Below are 19,339 nucleotides of genomic sequence, written 5' to 3'. Positions count from 1 at the left end.
CCCTATTTGGCGTTTTTGGCCCCGCCGATCTCCTTGTCCCACTTCTCGAACATGGCAACCAGCGGTTTGGCGTCGAGCGGCGGTTCGATCGGGTTGTCGGCGATCATCGCGGCATATTCGGGCCGGCCGAAACGCATGATCGTGTCCTGGCTGTCCTGCGGCGCCATCTCTATCGGCACGTCCCTGATCGACGGGCCGGGGTACATGTAGCCGTGATCGTACATGAATGCCTGCTGCTCGGGCTCAAGGATGAAGGCGATCAGTTGCAGGAGAACGCCGAGCTTTTCGTCGGAAACGCCCTTTGGGATAGCCACATAGTTGGCGTCGCTGACCCAGTGGAAGCCCTTCAGGGTCGCAATCTTGTAGTCTTCGGGAACGATGCCGAGATAGCGCGGATTGATGTCCCATCCGGTGGTCGTGGCGATGATATCGCGCGTGCCGTCACCCAGTTCCTTCATGGTGACGGTCGTGCCGGAGGGATAATAGTCGATGCAGTCGTTCAGTTCCTTGAGATAGGCCCAGGTCTTCTCCCAGCCGTCGATAGGATCCAGCGGATCCTTGTCGCCGAGCAGGTAGGGAAGGCCCATGACGAAGGTTCGGCCGGGGCCGGAATTCGCCGGGCGCGCATACATGAACTTTCCCGGATGCGCCTTGCACCAGGCAAGCAACTCTTCAGCGGTCCCAGGAAGGTCCTTGACCCGATCCGGCGCATATTCCAGGAGCGGGCCTGACGGATACCAGCTATCGACGAAGGCTTGGCCCTTCGCCATCTGCTGCATGGCATAGGCGCCCGGTAGGTAGCGCTCGTCGAGCTTGGGGAACATATCGGCGTAGTCGGGCAGGATCTGGGTCCACAATCCCTGGTCGATGCCCGCGGCAAGGGCGTCGTTACCGGTGAGCACGAAATCGATGTCCAACCGGCCTGCCGCCTGCTGGGCCTTGAGCTTGGCGGCAAGTTCGGGCGCGGGCGCCTGCGTGTAAACGAACTTCGAAATCAGTTCCGGATGGGTCTCGGCGAACTTTTCAAGCGCCCGCTGGCTGAGTTGCAGGTCGCCGGCAACGTCGACCACATTGATGACCAGCGGTTCCTTCGGCTTCGGGAACTCCTTGGCAAGCACGAAAACCGGCCTTGCCGCCGCGGCAACGCCAGCACCCAGGATCGTTAGAAGGGCATTGCGTCGGGTTGTCATTGGTGTCTCCTCCCTTTCTAGGTTGCGTGGACGGTTATTCGCCCACGGTGTCCGGCACTTCGCGAAGCAGAGCAGCCGATTGCGGATCGAGAAACAGGTGGCAGTCGGCATGCCTGCGCAAGATACCGGCCGGCACCATCGGCGAGATCGGCGCTTCGACCGTATCGCGCACCGCCTCGGCCTTGCGGCGGTCCGGCACCGCCAGCACGATCAGACCGCTTTTCATGATCTGGTTGACGGTCATGGAGATCGCCCTGTGCGGAACGTCTTCCAGCGTCGGAAACCAGCCTTCGCCGAACTGCTGGCGGCGGCAGCGGTCGTCCAGCGTTACCAGGTGGAACGGTGCGGTCGTCTCGAAGTCCGCGGGCGGATCGTTGAAGGCGAGGTGGCCGTTCTCGCCAATGCCCGCGAATGTCACATCGATGGGGTGACGCTCAATCAACGCATTGATGCGCGCCACCTCGGCACCTGGATCCGGCACGTCCCCGTCGATGAAATGAAAGGCCCCGAGCGACGGCAGCAACGCGGTGAAGCGCTCCTTGAGATAGCGCCGAAAACTGGCCGGATGCGTATCCGGCATGGCGACATATTCATCGAGGTGAAAGCCGGTGACGCGCGACCAGTCGATGTCATCCCGCTTCACCAGCGCGGCAAGTACCTCGAACTGGCTGGCTCCGGTGGCGACGACGATATTGGCCGCCCCGCGCGCCTCGATCGCGGCGCGGATCGACTGCGCCCCCAGTTCAGCGGCAGCGGCGCCCAGCAGCTTTTTGTCCGGTTTCACGTAAATTCGCATGATCACTCCGTGGTTGTAAGTCGATCGAGCCCCGCCGTTTCTCGCTGCGAGCACGGGGCCTGGGTTGTCGCCCTGATGACGAATTCGGTGACGAGATTGATGCGCTTGTGCGCGAGCGGCTTGCCTTGCAGCATAGCGACGAGAAGCTCGACCGCCTGCCTGCCGGCCTCCGCGCAATGGGTTGCGATGGACGTCAGGGGCGGGAAAAGGGTCGGCGCCAGTATGCCGTCGCAGCCGATCACGCTGTAGTCGCCCGGCACCGACAGGCCGCGCGCGGCAAGCCCGGCCATGATGCCTTGCGCCATGACATCGTCGAATGCGAGTATGGCGGTCGCGCCCGTCAGGACGAGTTCATCGACGCAGGCCTGGCCGGCCTCGAAGCTTGGCCGCGAGGTCGGAACCCGTACGATCTCAACCCCAAGCTCGGCGGCCCTCCTGGTCACGGTGCCGTAGCGCTGGCTGTTCGACCAGGAGAATGCCGGCCCGGCAACATAGGCGATCGATCTATGGCCCAGCGAAACCAGATGCTCCAGCGCCTGCCCATAGCTTGGCCCGCTATCGACCAGAAGCCGTACCATGCCGGGAATGTCGCGGTTGACGAGGACGCAAGGCCGCCTCCGCGCATGTTCAAGGATCTGTTTCGTGTGCAGGCGCGAAGAGGCGATGATGAAACCTTCTACCTGCGCTGACAGCTTGGTCAGGAGAATGTCTTCCACTTCCGGCGTCTCGTCAGAATCGCCGATAAATGTCGCATAGCCACAGTCGCGGGCCGTCGCCTGCCCCCCACGCATCAACGCCGCGAAGAACGGGTTGGTGATGTCGGGCACGATCAGCGCGATATTGCCCATCCGGCCGGTGCTTAGTGCGCGCGCGGCATGGTTGGGGACATAGCCGAGTCTTGCGGCGACCGAGTGAACCCGCGCGACCGTCTCGCGACTGAGAAGCTCCGGCCGGCTGAAAGCACGCGAAACCGTAGCCGAAGAGACGTTGGCTGCGTCCGCCACCTCGCTCAGCGTCGGTGCTGAAGATGAATTGTTCCGCCTTCGGTCAGGCATGCGCGCCCCTAATGCAAGCGCTTGCATGAAAGCGCTTGCACGAAGTCGTGTCAAGGATTGATTGGCCTAGAACAGGTCGGATAATCGGACTGTCCCCCGAGGCAGTCCTCCACAGGCGGAAACCGACCTAATGCCGATCGACGTCAGGGATAGGGCAGGATCGGCGCAGGCGGACCGAAGCCGCGCCGATCACGGTAGGCATTGCCGCGCTGTCAACCCTTCGACTGGAGCGCGTGGATCACGCCGCGCAGTTCCGCCAGACCGCGCAGGCGACCTATCGCCGGATAGCCGGGATTCACCGTTTTTGTGAGATCATCCAGCATGCGGTGGCCGTGGTCGGAGCGGAAGACGATGGTGTCGTGCGGTTCCCGTTTGCCGTCTTCGGCCAACAATTCGCGCAGTACCGCAACCATGTCCACGTCGCCGTCCAGATGCGCCGCTTCATGGAAGGTGCGGCCATCGCCTTCGCGCTTGGTCGCCCGCAAATGTGCGAAGGGGATGCGCGACGCGAAGTGCTTCGCCATCGCCGGAAGATCGTTGTCGGCGCGCACGCCAAGGCTTCCGGTGCAAAAGCACATGCCGACGGCCGGCGACGGAACTGCCTCGAAGAGCGCGTTGTAGTCGGCGGCGGTCGAGGCCACCCGCGGCAGACCAAAGAGCGAGCGGGGCGGATCGTCCGGATGCAGCGCAAGCCGGACGCCGCTGCTCTCTGCGGCGGGCGCGATCGCCGCCAGGAATTCGGTGAGATGGTGGCGCAGCCGGGCGGCATCGATGCCCGCATAACGCGCCAGCCGGTCGCGAAACTGCGGGACCGTCAACGGCTCCGTGGTCGAGCCCGGCAGCGCACTGGCGATGTTGGCGACGAGGGTCGCGGCCTCCTCTTCGCTCATCGCCTCGAAAACAGCTTTCGCCCGCTCGCGGTCCTCGTTCGAATAATCGGCTTCGGCTCCCCTGCGCTGCAGGATGTGGAGGTCGAAGGCTGCAAACCGGTCCTGGTCGAAACGCATCGCGGTCGCGCCGCTTGGCAGTTCGTAATCAAGATCGGTGCGGGTCCAGTCCACCAGGGGCATGAAATTGAAACAGATGATATGGATGCCGTTGGCCGCAACCGCTTCCATGCTGGCGATCCAGGCCTCGATCTCGGCTTTCGCCTCGCCGCCGTGACGCTTGACAGCGTCGGGGACCGGTATGCTTTCAACGACCGACCAGACAAGCGGCGAGCGGTCGGACGGCGTATCCTCGATCATCGCCTTGCGCGTCGCCACCTCCGCCTTCGTCCAGGCACGCCCGATCGGGACTTCGTGCAACGCCGATACGATATCGGTGGCGCCGGCCTGACGCACCGCATCGAGCGGAACCCCCGCATCCGGCCCAAACCATCTCCATGCCTCGCGCATTCGTCATTTCTCCAACTATTTCAGGGCTGGTCGGCTCAAATAAACCAGTCGGGGTAGGCGTCGCGCAGTTGCTCGACATCGGGAATGACAGCGCCCAAATGGATTCGCATGGCTTCACAGGCAGCCTTCACGTCATGCACCGCTATGGCGTTGCGGATGACCGTATGCTCGCCGATCACATGGTCCATGCGGCCAAGCGCGGGCAGCGTCATGCGCCGCGCCCGGTCGATCTGCACCTTGACCGGCTTCAGATAGTTCCAGATGCCGGAATAGCTGGCTATTCGGGCAATCGCCTCGTGAAAGGCCTCGTCGGCCTCGTGAAAGCCGTTCATGTCCTGTCGTTCGGCAAGGAACCGCTGCCGCGCCAATATGTCGTCGAGCTTTCCCACATCGTCGCCGTTTGCGCATTGCGCGGCCTTTTCGACCGTGGCGCCTTCCAGCGCCTTACGGATGACGACGGCTTCAGGAATGAGCGAGATCGGTATCGGCGCGACGAAGGTTCCCGACTGGGGATAGATATTGACCAGCCCGTCCTCGACCAGGCGAATCAACGCCTCGCGAACCGGCGTGCGGCTGACACCGAAACGCTCAGTCAGGACCTTTTCATTCAAGGCGTTGCCGGGCTTAAGCTGCATGGATACGATCGCTTCGTGCAGTTCGCGGTAGACTGCGGACGCAGCGGTCGTACGCACGATGCCCGGCCGACGCATCTTCGTTCGAACGGGGACGGCGTCGCGGTCGGAGCCCGCAATGCCCGCATGCGCCTTTGCTGATGTCATTTCTCGATCCCCGATCTTCAATCAGTTGACATATTAATATATTATTCCTTACTGTTCGCCAATATCGGAACGCCGCTTCATCCCAAATTATGATCGCGCGCATTCAATCGCCCCTCCCTTCCGAACGCCGCTTTCGCGGCTCGACCGCAAGGATTTTGCAATGCCGCTCCATCCCGACAGGCTTTTTTCGCCTGACCCTACCGTCCGTTCCATCGCCAGGCGCCTCTATGAAGGCGTGCGTGCCTTGCCGATCATCTCCCCGCACGGCCATACCGAGCCGGATTGGTATGCGTATGACCTGCCGTTCCCGGATCCGGCCACGCTGTTCGTCAAGCCCGACCACTACATTTTGCGCATGTTCTATTCCCAGGGAATGCGCATGGAAGATTTCGGCGTCCCGCGGCTGGATGGGGGGCCGATCGAAACCGATCCTCGCAAGATCTGGCGCCGCTTCGCCGAGAACTACGCCCTTTTCCGCGGCACGCCGACGCGGCTGTGGTTCGAGCATTCGCTGGCAACGGTCTTCGGAATCGAAGAGCGGCTCGGCGCGAAGAATGCCGACCTTCTTTATGACCGCATCGCCGAACAGCTCGAGCGGCCGGAGATGCGCCCGCGCGCGCTCTACAAGCGTTTCAACATCGAAGCCATCTCAACGACGGACGCCGCCACCGATGCGCTTGCCGCGCATGATGCGATCAAGGCTTCCGGATGGGACGGCCGGGTTGTGCCAGCCTACCGGCCAGACGCCGTCGTCGACCCTTCGCGCAAGGGTTTCCATGCCGAGGTGGAGCGGTTCCTGGCGTTGGCCGGAACGCCGGCCAGCTATCCCGGCTATCTTGAGGCGCACCGAATCCGCCGTGCATATTTCAAGCAGCGCGGCGCGACGTCCACCGACCACGGCCATCCGAATGCCCGCACCGCCGACCTGTCGAAGGCGGAAGCAACGGCACTGTTCAACCGGGTGCTGAAGGCCGATGTTTCGCCCGAGGATGCCGACCTGTTCCGCGCGCAAATGCTGACCGAAATGGCGCGCATGAGCGTCGAGGACGGCCTGGTCATGCAAATCCATCCCGGCTCTTTCCGCAACCACAACCCGCAGATTTTCGCCGAGTTCGGCTTCGACAAGGGCGCAGACATTCCCACCGGCACCGATTATGTCCACGACCTCAAGCCGCTCCTCGACGCGTTCGGCAACGACACGCGCCTGACATTGATCCTGTTCACACTGGACGAGACGGCCTATGGGCGCGAGCTTGCGCCGCTTGCCGGGCATTATCCGGCGCTGCGCCTCGGCCCCCCCTGGTGGTTTTTCGACAGCCCCGAAGGCATGTACCGGTTTCGCAAGCTTACCACGGAGACAGCCGGCTTCTATAACACGGTGGGCTTCAACGACGACACCCGTGCCTTCTGTTCGATCCCCGCGCGGCACGACATGGCGCGCCGCGTCGACTGCAATTTTCTCGCGGAATTGGTGGCTGACCACCGGCTCGACGAGGACGAGGCGCAGGAAGTGGCGCACGATCTCGCCTACCGCGTGGCCAAGAAAGCCTATAGGCTCTGACCATGGCGCAGCGGCTTTCCAATCGGACCTGGGTGACCTGCCGGCCGGGATCGGGCGCGCGGACCGCAAAGATCGGCTTGGCTGCCCAACTGGCCGCCGTCTTCCTGCGGCTGAAGCAGGTCCTCGGCACCGATCTCCCGGCCGAGCCCATTTCGCAAGCCTGGGAACCCTATTGACCGATCTTTTGAACGACGGCGCCGCAGCCACCGTGGCATGATTGGCGCAGCGGTTCATGCACGGAGCAGAAAGCGGTTGTTTTTGATGACTGGTAGATTAATATATCAAAATTGAAATCCTGCCGGACAAGACAGGACCCCAGCGGAGGAGATGAAGATGATCAAGATCACTCGGCGACAGGCGGTCGGCGGACTAGCCGGCATGGCGGCGCTTCCGGTTGCGCGCGCGTTTGCCCAGACCGCCAAGCTGCCGACCGCGCCCGTCACCATCAATATCGTCGATGTCGCCGGCAATCTGGCGCTAACCCAGAAGGCGATCGAGAATTACAAGACGGCCAAGCCGGAACTGATCTCGAACATCGTCTTCACCAAGGCGCCCGCCCCCGAGCTTCCCGGCAAGATCAAGGCGCAGCAGGCGGCGAACCGCGTCGATATCGACCTCGTGCTTACCGGAACGGATGCGCTGTCGGCAGGCCTCGAGATGGACCTGTGGGTCAAGCTGCTTCCTGACGATGCGGGCGCCTTGCCGAAGCTGGCCGATATCTATCAGGAGCCGGCAGCGCGGATGCAGACGCTGGCCAAGGACCACGGCGTCGTCGTCACCTACTACCCGTCCGGGCCGCTGCTCGAATACATGCCCGACAAGGTCAAGACGGTGCCGACCACGGCGGAGGAGCTTCTGGCGTGGGCCAAGGAGAACCCGAACCGGTTCCTCTATGCGCGCCCGGCCAATTCCGGCCCCGGCCGCACCTTCCTGATGGGTCTTCCCTATCTGCTCGGCGACAGCGATCCGAAGGATCCGGTCAAGGGCTGGGACAAGACCTGGGCCTATCTTAAGGAACTGCACAAATACATCGAATATTATCCGACCGGCACCGGTGCGCTGATGAAGGAACTCGGCGAAGGCACGCGCGACATGACTGTGTCGACGACTGGCTGGGACATCAACCCGCGCGTTCTCGGCGTCGTGCCGAAGGAAGCCAAGGTTGGGGCGCTGAAAGGCTTCCATTGGGTCGCCGACGCCCATTACATGTGCGTGCCGAAAGGGGTCAGCGACGAAAAACTGGCCGTGCTCAAGGACCTGATGGCATTCCTGCTGACGCCTAAGCAGCAGGCCTATACCTATGACGAGGGCTATTTCTATCCGGGCCCGGCGGTCAAGGATGTCACCCTCGACATGGCGCCGCAGGAAAGCCAGGATGCGATCGCCGAATTCGGCCGCACCGAATATGCCGACCTGATCGCCAACAATCCGATCGAACTGCCGCTGGAGCCAGCTTCGATGGTCACGGCATTCCGAACCTGGGACGAACAGGTCGCCGCCGCCGCGAAATGACAAACCTTTGAGTTTCAGCGCATAATAGGAACCGGGCATGCCGCCCGGTTCGCCTACAACAATGGGGCTACGAACGGATGCTGCTCGCCTCGTCGAAATTCGACGAACTCCGCCTCGATCATATGAGTCGAAAATTCGGCAGTATGAGCGCGCTGAGTGACGTTTCGCTGACCGTGCGCAAGGGGGAATTCATCGCCCTGCTCGGACCTTCGGGCTGCGGCAAGTCGACCGCCCTGAACTGCATCGCCGGACTGCTTTCCACCACGGGCGGCAGCATCTATCTCGACGACAAGCGTATCGACCAGCTTAAGCCGGAAGACCGCGGCTTCGGCATGGTCTTCCAGAACTATGCGCTGTTCCCGCATATGACCGTCAAAGCCAATATCGGCTTCGGCCTGAAGATGCGCGGCACGCCCAAGACCGAGATCACGCAACGCGTCGACGAGGCGCTGGGACTGGTGCGGCTGGAAACGCAGGGCCACAAGCTGCCGGGTCAACTGTCAGGCGGTCAGCAGCAGCGGGTCGCCATCGCCCGCGCCATCGTCATCGAGCCGCCGCTGGTGCTGATGGACGAGCCGCTCTCCAACCTCGACGCGAAATTGCGCATCGAGATGCGTGCGGAAATCCGGCGCATCCACAACCAGCTCGGGGCCACCACCCTTTATGTGACGCATGACCAGGATGAGGCCTTGTCGCTTGCCGACCGCATAGTCGTGCTGAGCGATGGCCGAATCCGGCAGGTCGGCGCTCCGCGGGACCTCTATGAGAGCCCGGACCATCTCGACGTCGCCGAATTCATGGGCTACCGCAACCGGCTAACCGGCAAGGTCACCCGGCGCGACGGCGACATTGCCACGGTCGAAGTCGGCGGCGTCAGCCTTTCGGGCAGAGTGCGCGACGATCTCGCGGTTGGCGCGCACGCCGTGATCGCCGCCAGGCCGGACGATGTCACCGTGAGCGACAAGGGCGTCGGGACGCTCGATGCGAAGGTCGAAACCATCGAGTATCGCGGCCGGGAATTCGTCGGCACGGCACGCACCGAGGGCGGCCTCGAGCTGATTTTCCATGCCAGCCAGGCCGCGTCGGTCGGGAACACGGTTTCGCTCTCGATCGATTCTGCCCATGCCCTGATCTACGCGGCCTGAGGATGGCGATGTCGACGCTCGATCATACGCCCTCTCCTTCTCTGCGCCAGCGGCTGGCCTTGCACGGGATCGACGGCGTCACCCTTCTGGTGCTTCCGGCCGCCTTGTTTACGCTGGCGATCTTCGTCTATCCCTTTGTCTACGGCCTGCTCCTGTCCTTCCAGCCGAAGGAAGGGGGGCTCCTCGCCAACTACCAGCGTTTCTTCACCGACCCGTTCCTCTACAACACCATTGCCACCACGCTGTGGCTGGCGGTGCCGGTCACCGTTATCAGCCTGGCGCTGGCGCTGCCCATCGCATTTCGCGTTCGCCTGATGACGCACCAGCGCATGCTGACCACCATCCTCGTGCTGCCGGTAACGCTCGGCACGGTGCTGGTGGCGGAAGGCCTGCTCAACTATCTGGGACCGCAGGGCTGGTTCAGCCGCACGCTGATGTTGTTCGGCGTCATCGGCAGTCCCGTGAAACTCACCAACAATTACTGGGGTGTTTTCGCGTCGCTGATCATCACCGGTTTCCCGTTCACGTTCCTTTTGACGCTTTCCTACGTGACAGGCATCGATCCGGCACTGGAACAGGCGGCGGCGACCCACGGCGCGCGCTCCTGGCAGCGGTTCCGCTATGTGTTCCTGCCGCTGCTGATCCCCGGCCTGGCCATCGCCTTCCTGCTTTCGTTCGTACAGGCCTTCGCCGTCTTTCCGTCGGCGGTTCTGCTCGGTGCGCCGGCCGGGCCGACCCGCGTGATCTCGATTGCGGCCTACCAGGCCGCCTTCGAGCAATATGACTACTCGATGGCCTCGGCAATCGCGATGATCATGGCCGGTGTGCAGTTGGTCATCGTCGTCGCCATCCTGATGCTGCGCAACCTGTTCTATCGCGGCAGCACCGCAGGCGGAAAGGGCTGACATGATCCGCGACACAACCATCGCCGCCAAGCTCTGGATCACCGCCATCTGGGTGGTGGTGGGTTTCTTCGTACTCAACCTCGCGGCGATGATTGCCACGGTCATCCTGTCGTCCTTCGGCACGCGCTGGCTGGGCACATGGATTCCTGCCGGCTTCACCACCCGCTGGTATTTCGCCGCCTGGGCGGAATTCCAGCTCCACGATATCCTGATCGTAACCTTCCAGATCGCCTTCACCGTGGTCGCGCTTTCAGGCCTGCTCGGCGTGACGGCAGCCTATGCGCTGGCGCGGCGCGATTTTCCCGGCAAGAAGCTGATCATGCTTCTGTTCCTGCTGCCGCTTCTGGTGCCGCCGATCACCTTCGGCATTCCGCTGGCTACCGTGCTCTACCAATCGGGGGTCGGCGGCACATTCTGGGGCGTGGTGCTGGCCAATCTTGTGCCGACGGTTCCTTTCGTCATCCTGGTGATGATCCCCTTCATCGAGCAGATCGATCCCAAGATCGAGGCGGCCGCGCGTGTCTTCGGCGCCAACACGTTCCAGCTCTTCCTCCATGTTCTGCTGCCGATGCTGATGCCGGGCATCTTGGCGGCGCTGCTGCTGGTGCTGGTGCGTACCATCGGCATGTTCGAACTGACCTTCCTGACGGCCGGGCCGACCAGCCAGACGCTCGTCGTGGCGCTGTACTATTCTGTCTTCGCCTCGGGCGTGCGCGCGGTGCAGTCGATCGACGCGATGGCGGTGGTGTATATGATAACGACGCTGGTCTGGCTGCTGATCGCACTGCGCTTCGTCAATCCGACGCAGATTGTCGCGCGGGCAAAGCAGCAGCCCGCCTCCGCCTGAAGCAGGCTTTTCTTTCCGCCGCATGATGGCGGCGGAAAGCCACTCTCTCCAGGAATCCTGGAGCGTTCGAGAAGGAAGCTCTTATACGGGTTGGTTGCTGGCCGGATCCGCACGGATGAGGGCTGCGATCAGGCGCTGTGTCTGGAGCGCCTCCTCACCCGTCACGACCGGATCGCGGTCTTGCGAAATCGCATCGGCGAAATCGTCAATCAGCGCACGATGCGCGTCATGGGGGAAGTCCATGATGGCTGCGCCGCTGCCTGTCTTCCCCTCCGCCTCGACGCGCTCTTCGCGCCCGTCGAGCCAGTCGACGCTCAGCGCCCCGCCGGTCAGCGTGGCCGTGCCGACCGAGCCGACAATCTCCATGGTTTCAGGCGAGCCCGGATAGGCCGCCGTCGTGGCGAGCAGCGAGGCCGGTGAGCCGTTGCCGAGCCGCATCAGGGCGGTGACGTAATCCTCAGCTTCCATCCGGTGCAGGCCAGTCGTCCGCACCTGCGAAGCCAGCACCTCTACCTCTCCCAGCAGAGAGCGGAAAAGGTCGATGGCGTGGATGGCCTGCGACAACAGCACGCCGCCCCCGTCCCGCGCGAAGCTGCCGCGGCCGCCGGTGTCGTAGTAGGCCTGCGGCCGCCACCACGGAACCCGAAGACTGGCCGCCTCCACCGTGCCGATGGCGCCGGAAGCCAGCAGTTGGCGCAGCCGCAGGCTGGCCGGCCGGAAACGGTGCTGCAGGACGACGCCGAGGCGCAGGCCGGCCCCGCGGGCCAGCGTGACCAGCTTCTCGGCGCGGGCCAGTGTTGTTTCGAGCGGCTTTTCGACGAGCACGTGCTTGCCGGCGGCAAGGGCCAGTTCGGCCACCGCCAGATGTGCGTTGGCCGGCGTCAGCACCAGCACCGCCTGAACCTCGGGATCGGCAATCGCGGCCGCAATATCGGTCGTCACGGGAAAGGAAAACTGGTCGGCAAAGGCTTCTGCCGTCGCCTGGCTGCGGCTGGCCGCCCATTTCACCTCGATCCTGCCAGCAAGATCGACGAGGCTCTTCGCATGCGGCAACGCCGCCGGACCCAAGCCGATCATGGCGACACGTAGCCTGCTCATCGCGCGTTCCTTTCCTGCCCCGTCACGACGACCGCCGCCGCCTGCGCCTCGAGCGCCAGCCGGCAGACCGTGAAGACATGCTCCTGCGTCATCGCCGTTTCGGTACGCTCGCACACGTCGGCAAGCAGGCGCTCGAAATAGGATATCTTTTCGCCCGACGCATCGAAATGGCGCGTGCCCTGGCCATCGACGAGGAATACGTGGTCCGTGCCAGGTTTGCCGGCTATGTCGACATATTTCCTAAGTTCGATCGTGCCCTTGGTGCCGAGCAGGATGAGCCGTCCATCCCCCCAGGTCGGCAGCCCGTCGGCGGTGAACCAGTCGACGCGGATATAGCCGCTCGCTTTGTCTCCGCGCAGGAGGATGTCGCCGAAATCCTGGAATGCTGGAATGTCAGGAGCGCCAAAATGGCCGACCGCACTTGAAACGACATTCGCGTCGGCGCAGCCAGTATAGAACAGGAACTGATCAATTTGGTGCGAGGCGATATCGACCAGGATGCCGCCGTAATTCACGGGATCGAAAAACCACGCCGGGCGTAGCGCACGGTTGAGCCGGTGCGGCCCCAGGCCCGTCACATGGATGACTTCGCCGATGGCGCCCTCCATCGCCAGCTGCGTCGCCAGCGTCGAGGCTCGGGTCAGGAGGCGCTCCGAAAAGCAGATCGAAAAGATGCGTCCCGTCTCACGCACGGTCTGCCGCACGGCGGCAAGCTGCTCGAACGTGGTCAGGCCGGGCTTGTCCGCAAGCACGTCCTTGCCATGCCACATGGCCTCGACGGCAATGGCGGCCCGGTCGGAGGGGACAGCCGCGGTAACGACGAGGTCGATGGCGGGATCCTCGATCAGGCGCCGTCGTTCGACCGGCGCGATCCGTGGAAAACGCTCGGCGATGCCGGCGGCAACCTTGGGATCGGTCGTCGCGGGATCGTAGCCGGCGCACTCGGCGCCGGCATCCAGAAGCCCACCGATCAGGTCATAGACGTGACGATGATCGATGCCGATCACGGCAAATCGCATTGGTCCGCTATTTCATCTTGTTGGCACCGACCTCGCGGTCCCATTTCTCGAAGGCGGCGACCAGTGCTTCCGGCTTTAACGGCGCTTCGACCGGGAACTTCCTGATCAGCTCTTCATATTGTGGGCGGCCGAACTCTGCGATGGCGTCCTGGCTTTCCTGCGGCGCGGCGCTGAGTGGTACCCCCTTGACCGCTGGACCGGGATAGAAATAGCCCTTGTCGTAGGTATAGGCCTGCTGCGCGGGTTCGAGCATGAAGGCCATGAGCTTGACCAGAACCGCGACCTTTTCCTCCGCGACGCCCTTGGGAATGCACATGAACTGCGTATCGGGCACCCAATGCGTGCCTTCGAGCGCAAACGTCTCGATCTCCTTCGGCACGATGCCCAACACACGCGGGTTGATGTCCCAGCCGAAGGTGGAAACGATCATGTCGCGGGTGCCCTCGGCCAGCTCCTTCATCGTCACCGTGGTGCCGGAGGGATAGTAATCGATGCCTTCATCCAGCGCCTTCAGATAGGCCCAGGTCTTCTCCCAGCCATTGATGGGATCGGAAGGATTCTTGTCGCCGAGGATGTAGGGCATGGCCATCAGGAAGGTCCAGCCCGGTCCCGAATTGACCGGCCGCGCATAGCAGAATTTGCCGGGATTGGCCTTCACCCACGCCAGCAGTTCGTCGGTGTTCCTGGGGATGGTCTTGACCCTGTCCGGCGCATATTCGAAGAGTGGGCCCGACGGCGAATAGACGACGGCGACGCCTTCGTTCTGGCCGAAGTTCTTCTGCATCATCAAGGCGCTGTCGAGATAGACGTCCTCAGCCTTGGGCAGCACAGTGGGGTATTTCGTCCACACGTCGATCCACAGGCCCTGGGTGATGCCGTCCGACATGGCACCCGGCCCCGTCAGCACCAGGTCGATGTCGACCCGGTTGGCCGCCTGCTGCGCGGCGAGCTTGGCCGGCAGTTCGGGGGACGGCGCGCGCGAGAACGTGATCTTGGAGACGAGCCCCGGATTTTCCTTGCCGAATTTCTCGATTGCCGCCTGGGTAAGCTGCAGATTGCCCGCGACATCAATGATGTTGAGCGCCACCGGCGAAGTGGGCAGGGCAAGCTCGTCGGCGAATGACCTGCCAAAGGGCAGCGCTGCAAACCCGGCCAATCCGCCGAGCGCCTGGCGGCGTGAAATCGTGAACATCGTCGTCGTCCTCCTCATTTATCTCCTTGAAAGAGCGGCATCTCCACACTTTCATCCCGGCTCTCCCAGACGAATGATATATTAGTCTATTAGTATCGAATGCAACGCAAATGACGCCCCGCTGCGCTGAAGGTCCCGTCGCGGACAGGCCGCGTCAGGCCGCGCCTGGCATGCTGCACTATCCTAGCGCCAGCCCCTCGACGCGGCCGGCCTTTGGCGAAGCATCAGGATTTCTTTGCGCCGACCAATTCGTCCCACTTTCGGAAGGCGGCGATCATCTTTTCCGGCGGCAGCGGCAGTTCGATCGGGTTGTCGGCGATGAGGCTGGCATACTCGTCCCTGCCGAAACGTTTGACGATGTCCTGGCTGTGCTGCGGCGCCATGGAGACAGGCACGTTCTTCACCGCCGGGCCGGGGTAGAGATAGCCCTCATCGTAGGAATAAGCCTGCGCTTCGGGCGTAAGCAAAAATGCCATCAGATCAAGCACCACGGCGAGCTTGTCGTCGGAAATGCCTTTCGGAACGCACATGAAAAAGGCGTCCGAAACCCAATGGAAGCCCTTGAGCGTGCCGATCCTTGCCGATTCCGGCACGATGCCGAGGGCACGTGGATTGATATCCCATCCCGTGGTCGAAATGATGATGTCGCGGCTGCCTTCCCCGAATTCCTTCATGGTGACGCCGGTGCCCGCGGGATAATAGTCGATATACTGGCCGATCTCTGCCAGATAACCCCACGTCTTCTCCCAGCCGTCGACGGGATCCTGCGGATCCTTGTCGCCGAGCAGGTAGGGGAGACCCATCATGAATGTGCGGCCAGGGCCGGAATTGGTGGGCCGCGCATACATGAAGCGGCCCGGATTGGCCTTGGCCCAGGCTAGCAGCTCCTCGACCGAGCCGGGAACCTCCTTCACCCGCTCAGGGGCGTATTCGATCAGCGGGCCGGAAGGATAGTAGTTGACGACAACGCCATATCCCGCGCCCTGCTTCTTGTGCAGGGCCAGTGCGGCCGGTTCGTAATTGTCCTCGATTTTGGGAAACTTGTCGTTGAAATCAGGCAGAATCTTGATCCATGTGCCGTTGGCTAGGCCTGCCGCCAGACCGTCGGAGCCGGTCAGCACCATGTCGATATCGACGCGGTTGGCTTCTTGCTGCGCGCGCAGCTTTCCGGCAAGCTCGGTCACCGGCGCCTTGGTGAAGACGATCCGTTCGGTGCGCTCGGGATATTTCTTGGCGTAGTTTTCGAAGGCCGGCTGCGAAAGCGCCAGCGCGCCGCCCACGTCCATCACCGAAATGACGACCGGCGATGCCGGCAATTTGGGTGACTGCGCCCAGGCCCGCGTCGTGCCGGCGAGGAATGTACCGCCAATGCCGCCAAGGATGGTGCGGCGATTCACCTTGAGTTCACGAGCAGTCATGGTTGTCTTCCTTCCCATTTTGTCGTTTGCCGGTCGTATTCGCGTTCTTCTTCTCCGACGCGCGCATGGGTGATGGTCATGTCGGGCGCCCACTCGATCTCGCTGGCGGGCACGCGAAGGCCATGCGCGTCCAGCACCGGCTGCAGCAGCGCCATCACATTTGCCGAGGCCATATCGACAGCCTGTGCGAAACCGGCGATGCCCCAGCGCACCAGGTTGCGCACGGCGTCGTCCAGTCGCAGCGCCGACCCGGCGAGCCCGATGCCGCCAGGAACGCGGACCGAGCCATCGGCGCGGCTCTCGACCCGCATTCCGGCAAATTCGTAAGACCCGTGCGGCGCACCGGCCGCCGAAACGGCATCGGTAACCAGGACCGACCGGTCCAGCCCTTTTGCCCGGACCAGCGATTTCAACGCGCCTGGCGGAACGTGAATCCCGTCGGCGATGAATGTCGCGGCGAGACGGTCTTCGGCCAGTTGGGCAAACAGGGTATTGTCCAGTTTCGGCAAGGTTTGCGGCAGCCCGTTGCCGAGATGGGTGGAAAGGACAGCGCCAGCCGCCGCGGCCTGCGCCACGAGCTCAAAACCGCAAGCCGAGTGGCCGATCGAAACAAGAATGTTGTGCCGGTTCATGGCCCGTATGAAAGCAATGCCACCTTCCACTTCGGGAGCCAGCGTCGTCAAAAGGATCGGGCGCTTGAGCAGCGACTGCAGACGCTCAATGAGCGCAGGATCCGCAGCGGTCATCGCCGAGGCGGGATGGCATCCGGAATAACCCGGGGCGGGATTGAGGAACGGACCTTCCAGATGATAGCCGGGGCACATGAGGGGACCGAGGCGGCTTTCGGAGACAGCCTTGTCGAGGGCGCTGAACCGCGCCGACAATTCGTCCGGCCTTGCCGTGATGATCGTCGGCAGGCACGCTGTCACGCCGCACGCCAGGAGGGCCTCCAGCGCTTCGTCGAGTTCCGCCGCCGTCAGGGTCCCCGAGTTGAAATCGACGCCGGCGAAGCCATTGACCTGCATGTCGACCAGACCGGGAGTAATCATGTTGCGGCCGATCGCCAAGATTCCTTACGCGGAGAGTACACGGCTTGATACCGCTTGCAAGCCATTTTTGAATAATGTTATCCAAAAATGCGAAAGGAAAAGAATCCGGGCATGTTGACGCTCTACACCGCGGATTTCGAGGACGCCCGCCAACGCCACTGCGCACGCGTCATCGCCAGCCTGCACGAAGGCGGCGGCAAATCCCGCGCCGCACTTGCCGCCGAGTTGGACATGACCTCGATGGCGATCTCGCGCGCCATCGCCGACCTCGTCGGCAGGGGCATCATCGAGCAAAGCGTCGGCCAGGTGAGCGGCCGTGGCCGCCCACCGGCGCAAATCGTTTTGAACCCCGGTTGCGCGGGCGCGACCGTCCTTCTTGTTTCCAGCCAGGAACTGGTTGGCGTCCTTGTCGATTTCCGCGGAAGTGTCCTCGCCCGGCAAACCGCCCATGTTCCGTCCGACGCCGATTCGGCCCGCATGACCGCGACGATGCGTGACCTTGTCGCCGGTCTGCTCGGCAGCTGCCCGTCTGGCATGCGTCATGTCGGAACGTCCGTTGCCGTTTCCGGCATCGTGGACGTGAAGACCCGGACGTGGATATTGACCTCGCGATGGCCGAACGTTCGCGATTTCGACGTCGGCAAGGCGCTCGATGGCATCACGCCGCGCGTGTTCCTGTTTCGCCAACTGGATGTCGAATTGAGCGCCCGATACGCCGTGCCGGGCATGGAACGACTGGAAGGCGCCTTCATTCTTCATTGGGGTTGGGGCATCGGCCTGGCCTATCGCGGCAGCGACGATGCGCCGATGCGCCAGGGCGGCCCCTTCGGCGAAATCGGCCATTGGCGTTTCAACGTGCTCAAGGATCGCCCCTGCGGATGCGGCAACCGGGGCTGTCTCGAAACAGCAGCTTCGCTGTCAGCCCTGTTGCCGGTCATACGGGAGATATATCCGTGGGCTTCAGGGGAGGAGGAACTCCTCTCCAGCCAAATCGAGACGATGGAGCTGACGGATATTCCCGAAATCCGGGTCGCCGTCGATCTTATGGCGCGCGCGCTGGGGAACGCCTGCAGGCTGCTTTTCCCCGAGAAGGTGTTCATCACCGGCCCGTTTACCTGCAATGCCGGACTCTACGAACTTCTACGCTCCCGCTTCGAGGCGGAAGGATTGATCGGCACCTTGCGCCTGCCGACCCTGATCTCCGATCGCTCCAGCCTGGACTACGTCGTCCAAGGCGCCGCGCAACCGCTTCATGAAATCGCCGTTCGCGTGCTGCTCGGCACACCGCAGGGGAAACCGAATGGCGCAGGGCGGACCCGGCGGAATGGAAAGCGGCAAAGGCCGATGCCCTGACACGAAGCATCTGAATGATTCACGCTGCGGGTTCAGAGATCCGGGAGCAATCTCGATGCCCCACACCTCTCACGTCCTGTGGAGAATGCTGCGACGCCGCTCGGGCGAAGCTCACTGCCTCGCGGAGGTTTTCGAGCCGGTTCTCACTAGCGAGCCGCACAGCGAACAGCCGCATTTAGCATGTCGCCAGCGTTTTCTTCTTTAGGCCAGGAGCGCATTCCCGCGCCGTTCCATCTCTGCCGGATCGAGGTCCTCCCTCCACGACAGGAGCACCCAGACGTGGCCGAAGGGATCGCGCACGGTGGCGGAACTGGCGCCATAGAACATATTCGTGGGTGGCTGAATCTCTTCCGCGCCAGCCTTGACCGCGCGCCGCAGCAAGGTCGCGTTATCATCAGTGAAGATGTGAAGGCCAGCTGTGCAGCGACCAAGTGTCTGCGGCTCGCCGTATAGTCTCTCGTCCGGATCCCCGATCATGATCACGGCTCCGCAGATCAAAATCTCGGCGTGCATGATTTTGCCGCCTGGGTGGGCAATTCGGAACAATTCCATCGCTCCGAATGCCCGCTCGTAGAACGCGATCCCATCCGACGCCCCGTCGACGTAGATATGAGGGACAATCGCATTTCGATATCTCTCCGGTCGTTCAGTCATCTCGGTGTCCTCGCGCCAAATATCAGAGCGCTCGTTTGCGGTGCACAAGCCGGCGAAACACTCTTTACAAGACCCGGCGGAAGGCTCGCCTCAGGTCGCCCACCGCACCGCCGGAGACCATCAACCGTGCGTCGACACGATCCGTTCCGGGTTCCACGCGATCATCTGCTCGATTGCCGCCGAAGCCGGCGCCGGCTCGACTTGAAATTCCTCGAAAATCGAACGGTGCCTCTCTTTTCCAACACGGCAGGTCGGCAAAAATCCAGGCCGACTCCAACCTGGAGACTGTCCTGATATTTCCGGCGATCAGCGGCTGGCGCCAGAAGGCGATACGGTCCTGCAAGCGATGGCCTGGATAGTCGCCGGCAT

General features: G+C 62.8%; 19 protein-coding genes. 7 read left to right on the top strand and 12 right to left on the bottom strand.

What is annotated here, in order from left to right; translation table 11 throughout:
- Positions 1–2: 2 nt before the first annotated feature.
- The 5 genes from FJ953_RS27230 to FJ953_RS27210 all read right to left on the bottom strand — a co-directional run bounded on the left by FJ953_RS27230 (position 3) and on the right by FJ953_RS27210 (position 5,148).
- Positions 3–1,190 (bottom strand): extracellular solute-binding protein, encoded by a 1,188-nt coding sequence (locus FJ953_RS27230; RefSeq protein WP_140498462.1) that lies wholly within the window; start codon positions 1,188–1,190, stop codon positions 3–5.
- Between the two features lie 34 nt (positions 1,191–1,224).
- A complete protein-coding gene (locus FJ953_RS27225; RefSeq protein ID WP_140525309.1) occupies positions 1,225–1,986 on the bottom strand; it encodes a glucosamine-6-phosphate deaminase in 762 nt (253 codons plus the stop codon).
- Between the two features lie 2 nt (positions 1,987–1,988).
- Complete coding sequence (locus FJ953_RS27220; RefSeq protein WP_140625466.1) at positions 1,989–3,041, bottom strand: LacI family DNA-binding transcriptional regulator; 1,053 nt, start codon at positions 3,039–3,041, stop codon at positions 1,989–1,991.
- 212 nt (positions 3,042–3,253) lie between these two features.
- Positions 3,254–4,438, bottom strand: a complete 1,185-nt coding sequence (uxuA, locus tag FJ953_RS27215) for a mannonate dehydratase (RefSeq protein ID WP_140625465.1) — start codon at positions 4,436–4,438, stop codon at positions 3,254–3,256.
- Between the two features lie 35 nt (positions 4,439–4,473).
- Positions 4,474–5,148, bottom strand: a complete 675-nt coding sequence (locus FJ953_RS27210) for a GntR family transcriptional regulator (protein ID WP_140558072.1) — start codon at positions 5,146–5,148, stop codon at positions 4,474–4,476.
- A 229-nt stretch (positions 5,149–5,377) separates the two neighbouring features.
- Here FJ953_RS27210 and uxaC point away from each other — a divergent pair, with 229 nt between their 5' ends.
- From uxaC to FJ953_RS27185, 6 genes are all read left to right on the top strand, one after another.
- Entirely contained in the window at positions 5,378–6,778 is a 1,401-nt protein-coding gene (gene uxaC / locus FJ953_RS27205; RefSeq protein WP_140625464.1) for a glucuronate isomerase, read from the top strand.
- Positions 6,779–6,780: 2 nt separating this feature from the next.
- A complete protein-coding gene (locus tag FJ953_RS30635) occupies positions 6,781–6,954 on the top strand; it encodes a hypothetical protein (protein ID WP_181167349.1) in 174 nt (57 codons plus the stop codon).
- A gap of 160 nt (positions 6,955–7,114) precedes the next feature.
- Entirely contained in the window at positions 7,115–8,290 is a 1,176-nt protein-coding gene (locus tag FJ953_RS27200) for an extracellular solute-binding protein (RefSeq protein WP_140625481.1), read from the top strand.
- Positions 8,291–8,367: 77 nt separating this feature from the next.
- On the top strand, positions 8,368–9,435 hold the full coding sequence (locus FJ953_RS27195) for an ABC transporter ATP-binding protein (protein ID WP_140625463.1): 1,068 nt from the start codon (positions 8,368–8,370) through the stop codon (positions 9,433–9,435).
- Between the two features lie 8 nt (positions 9,436–9,443).
- Positions 9,444–10,340, top strand: coding sequence for a sugar ABC transporter permease (locus tag FJ953_RS27190; protein WP_140513475.1), 897 nt, complete (start codon positions 9,444–9,446; stop codon positions 10,338–10,340).
- 1 nt (position 10,341) lies between these two features.
- A complete protein-coding gene (locus FJ953_RS27185; protein ID WP_140513473.1) occupies positions 10,342–11,187 on the top strand; it encodes an ABC transporter permease subunit in 846 nt (281 codons plus the stop codon).
- A gap of 81 nt (positions 11,188–11,268) precedes the next feature.
- On the opposite strand, the gene FJ953_RS27180 is transcribed toward FJ953_RS27185, so the two are convergent.
- The 5 genes from FJ953_RS27180 to FJ953_RS27160 form a co-directional block, all read right to left on the bottom strand.
- On the bottom strand, positions 11,269–12,264 hold the full coding sequence (locus FJ953_RS27180) for a Gfo/Idh/MocA family oxidoreductase (protein ID WP_246674916.1): 996 nt from the start codon (positions 12,262–12,264) through the stop codon (positions 11,269–11,271).
- 17 nt (positions 12,265–12,281) lie between these two features.
- Positions 12,282–13,304: a Gfo/Idh/MocA family oxidoreductase gene (locus FJ953_RS27175; protein ID WP_140625461.1), complete on the bottom strand. Its 1,023-nt coding sequence runs from the start codon at positions 13,302–13,304 to the stop codon at positions 12,282–12,284.
- Between the two features lie 7 nt (positions 13,305–13,311).
- Entirely contained in the window at positions 13,312–14,496 is a 1,185-nt protein-coding gene (locus FJ953_RS27170) for an extracellular solute-binding protein (RefSeq protein WP_140513467.1), read from the bottom strand.
- A 224-nt stretch (positions 14,497–14,720) separates the two neighbouring features.
- Positions 14,721–15,914 (bottom strand): extracellular solute-binding protein, encoded by a 1,194-nt coding sequence (locus FJ953_RS27165; RefSeq protein WP_140513465.1) that lies wholly within the window; start codon positions 15,912–15,914, stop codon positions 14,721–14,723.
- Positions 15,911–16,963 (bottom strand): N-acetylglucosamine-6-phosphate deacetylase, encoded by a 1,053-nt coding sequence (locus FJ953_RS27160; protein WP_140513463.1) that lies wholly within the window; start codon positions 16,961–16,963, stop codon positions 15,911–15,913. The genes FJ953_RS27165 and FJ953_RS27160 overlap by 4 nt, the downstream gene beginning before the upstream one ends.
- Positions 16,964–17,074: 111 nt before the next feature.
- Here FJ953_RS27160 and FJ953_RS27155 point away from each other — a divergent pair, with 111 nt between their 5' ends.
- A complete protein-coding gene (locus tag FJ953_RS27155; RefSeq protein WP_181171651.1) occupies positions 17,075–18,316 on the top strand; it encodes an ROK family transcriptional regulator in 1,242 nt (413 codons plus the stop codon).
- Positions 18,317–18,517: 201 nt separating this feature from the next.
- Here the strand turns inward: FJ953_RS27155 and FJ953_RS27150 are convergent, their stop codons facing one another.
- A complete protein-coding gene (locus FJ953_RS27150) occupies positions 18,518–18,970 on the bottom strand; it encodes a VOC family protein (protein ID WP_140625459.1) in 453 nt (150 codons plus the stop codon).
- 64 nt (positions 18,971–19,034) lie between these two features.
- Entirely contained in the window at positions 19,035–19,313 is a 279-nt protein-coding gene (locus FJ953_RS27145) for a hypothetical protein (RefSeq protein ID WP_140625458.1), read from the bottom strand.
- Positions 19,314–19,339 lie beyond the last annotated feature (26 nt).

It is taken from the genome of Mesorhizobium sp. B2-3-6, from assembly GCF_006442305.1.
GTDB lineage: Bacteria > Pseudomonadota > Alphaproteobacteria > Rhizobiales > Rhizobiaceae > Mesorhizobium.
This window is presented reverse-complemented; position numbering and strand designations above follow the sequence as displayed.

What these genes read in the sequence shown, in the direction of transcription:
- FJ953_RS27230 (WP_140498462.1), bottom strand. Translation starts at nt 1,190, where the DNA reads ATGACAACCCGACGCAATGCCCTTCTAACGATCCTGGGTGCTGGCGTT.
- FJ953_RS27225 (WP_140525309.1), bottom strand. Translation starts at nt 1,986, where the DNA reads ATGCGAATTTACGTGAAACCGGACAAAAAGCTGCTGGGCGCCGCTGCC.
- FJ953_RS27220 (WP_140625466.1), bottom strand. Translation starts at nt 3,041, where the DNA reads ATGCCTGACCGAAGGCGGAACAATTCATCTTCAGCACCGACGCTGAGC.
- uxuA (WP_140625465.1), bottom strand. Translation starts at nt 4,438, where the DNA reads ATGCGCGAGGCATGGAGATGGTTTGGGCCGGATGCGGGGGTTCCGCTC.
- FJ953_RS27210 (WP_140558072.1), bottom strand. Translation starts at nt 5,148, where the DNA reads ATGCGTCGGCCGGGCATCGTGCGTACGACCGCTGCGTCCGCAGTCTAC.
- uxaC (WP_140625464.1), top strand. Translation starts at nt 5,378, where the DNA reads ATGCCGCTCCATCCCGACAGGCTTTTTTCGCCTGACCCTACCGTCCGT.
- FJ953_RS30635 (WP_181167349.1), top strand. Translation starts at nt 6,781, where the DNA reads ATGGCGCAGCGGCTTTCCAATCGGACCTGGGTGACCTGCCGGCCGGGA.
- FJ953_RS27195 (WP_140625463.1), top strand. Translation starts at nt 8,368, where the DNA reads ATGCTGCTCGCCTCGTCGAAATTCGACGAACTCCGCCTCGATCATATG.
- FJ953_RS27190 (WP_140513475.1), top strand. Translation starts at nt 9,444, where the DNA reads ATGTCGACGCTCGATCATACGCCCTCTCCTTCTCTGCGCCAGCGGCTG.
- FJ953_RS27185 (WP_140513473.1), top strand. Translation starts at nt 10,342, where the DNA reads ATGATCCGCGACACAACCATCGCCGCCAAGCTCTGGATCACCGCCATC.
- FJ953_RS27180 (WP_246674916.1), bottom strand. Translation starts at nt 12,264, where the DNA reads ATGATCGGCTTGGGTCCGGCGGCGTTGCCGCATGCGAAGAGCCTCGTC.
- FJ953_RS27175 (WP_140625461.1), bottom strand. Translation starts at nt 13,304, where the DNA reads ATGCGATTTGCCGTGATCGGCATCGATCATCGTCACGTCTATGACCTG.
- FJ953_RS27170 (WP_140513467.1), bottom strand. Translation starts at nt 14,496, where the DNA reads ATGTTCACGATTTCACGCCGCCAGGCGCTCGGCGGATTGGCCGGGTTT.
- FJ953_RS27165 (WP_140513465.1), bottom strand. Translation starts at nt 15,914, where the DNA reads ATGACTGCTCGTGAACTCAAGGTGAATCGCCGCACCATCCTTGGCGGC.
- FJ953_RS27160 (WP_140513463.1), bottom strand. Translation starts at nt 16,963, where the DNA reads ATGATTACTCCCGGTCTGGTCGACATGCAGGTCAATGGCTTCGCCGGC.
- FJ953_RS27155 (WP_181171651.1), top strand. Translation starts at nt 17,075, where the DNA reads ATGTTGACGCTCTACACCGCGGATTTCGAGGACGCCCGCCAACGCCAC.
- FJ953_RS27150 (WP_140625459.1), bottom strand. Translation starts at nt 18,970, where the DNA reads ATGACTGAACGACCGGAGAGATATCGAAATGCGATTGTCCCTCATATC.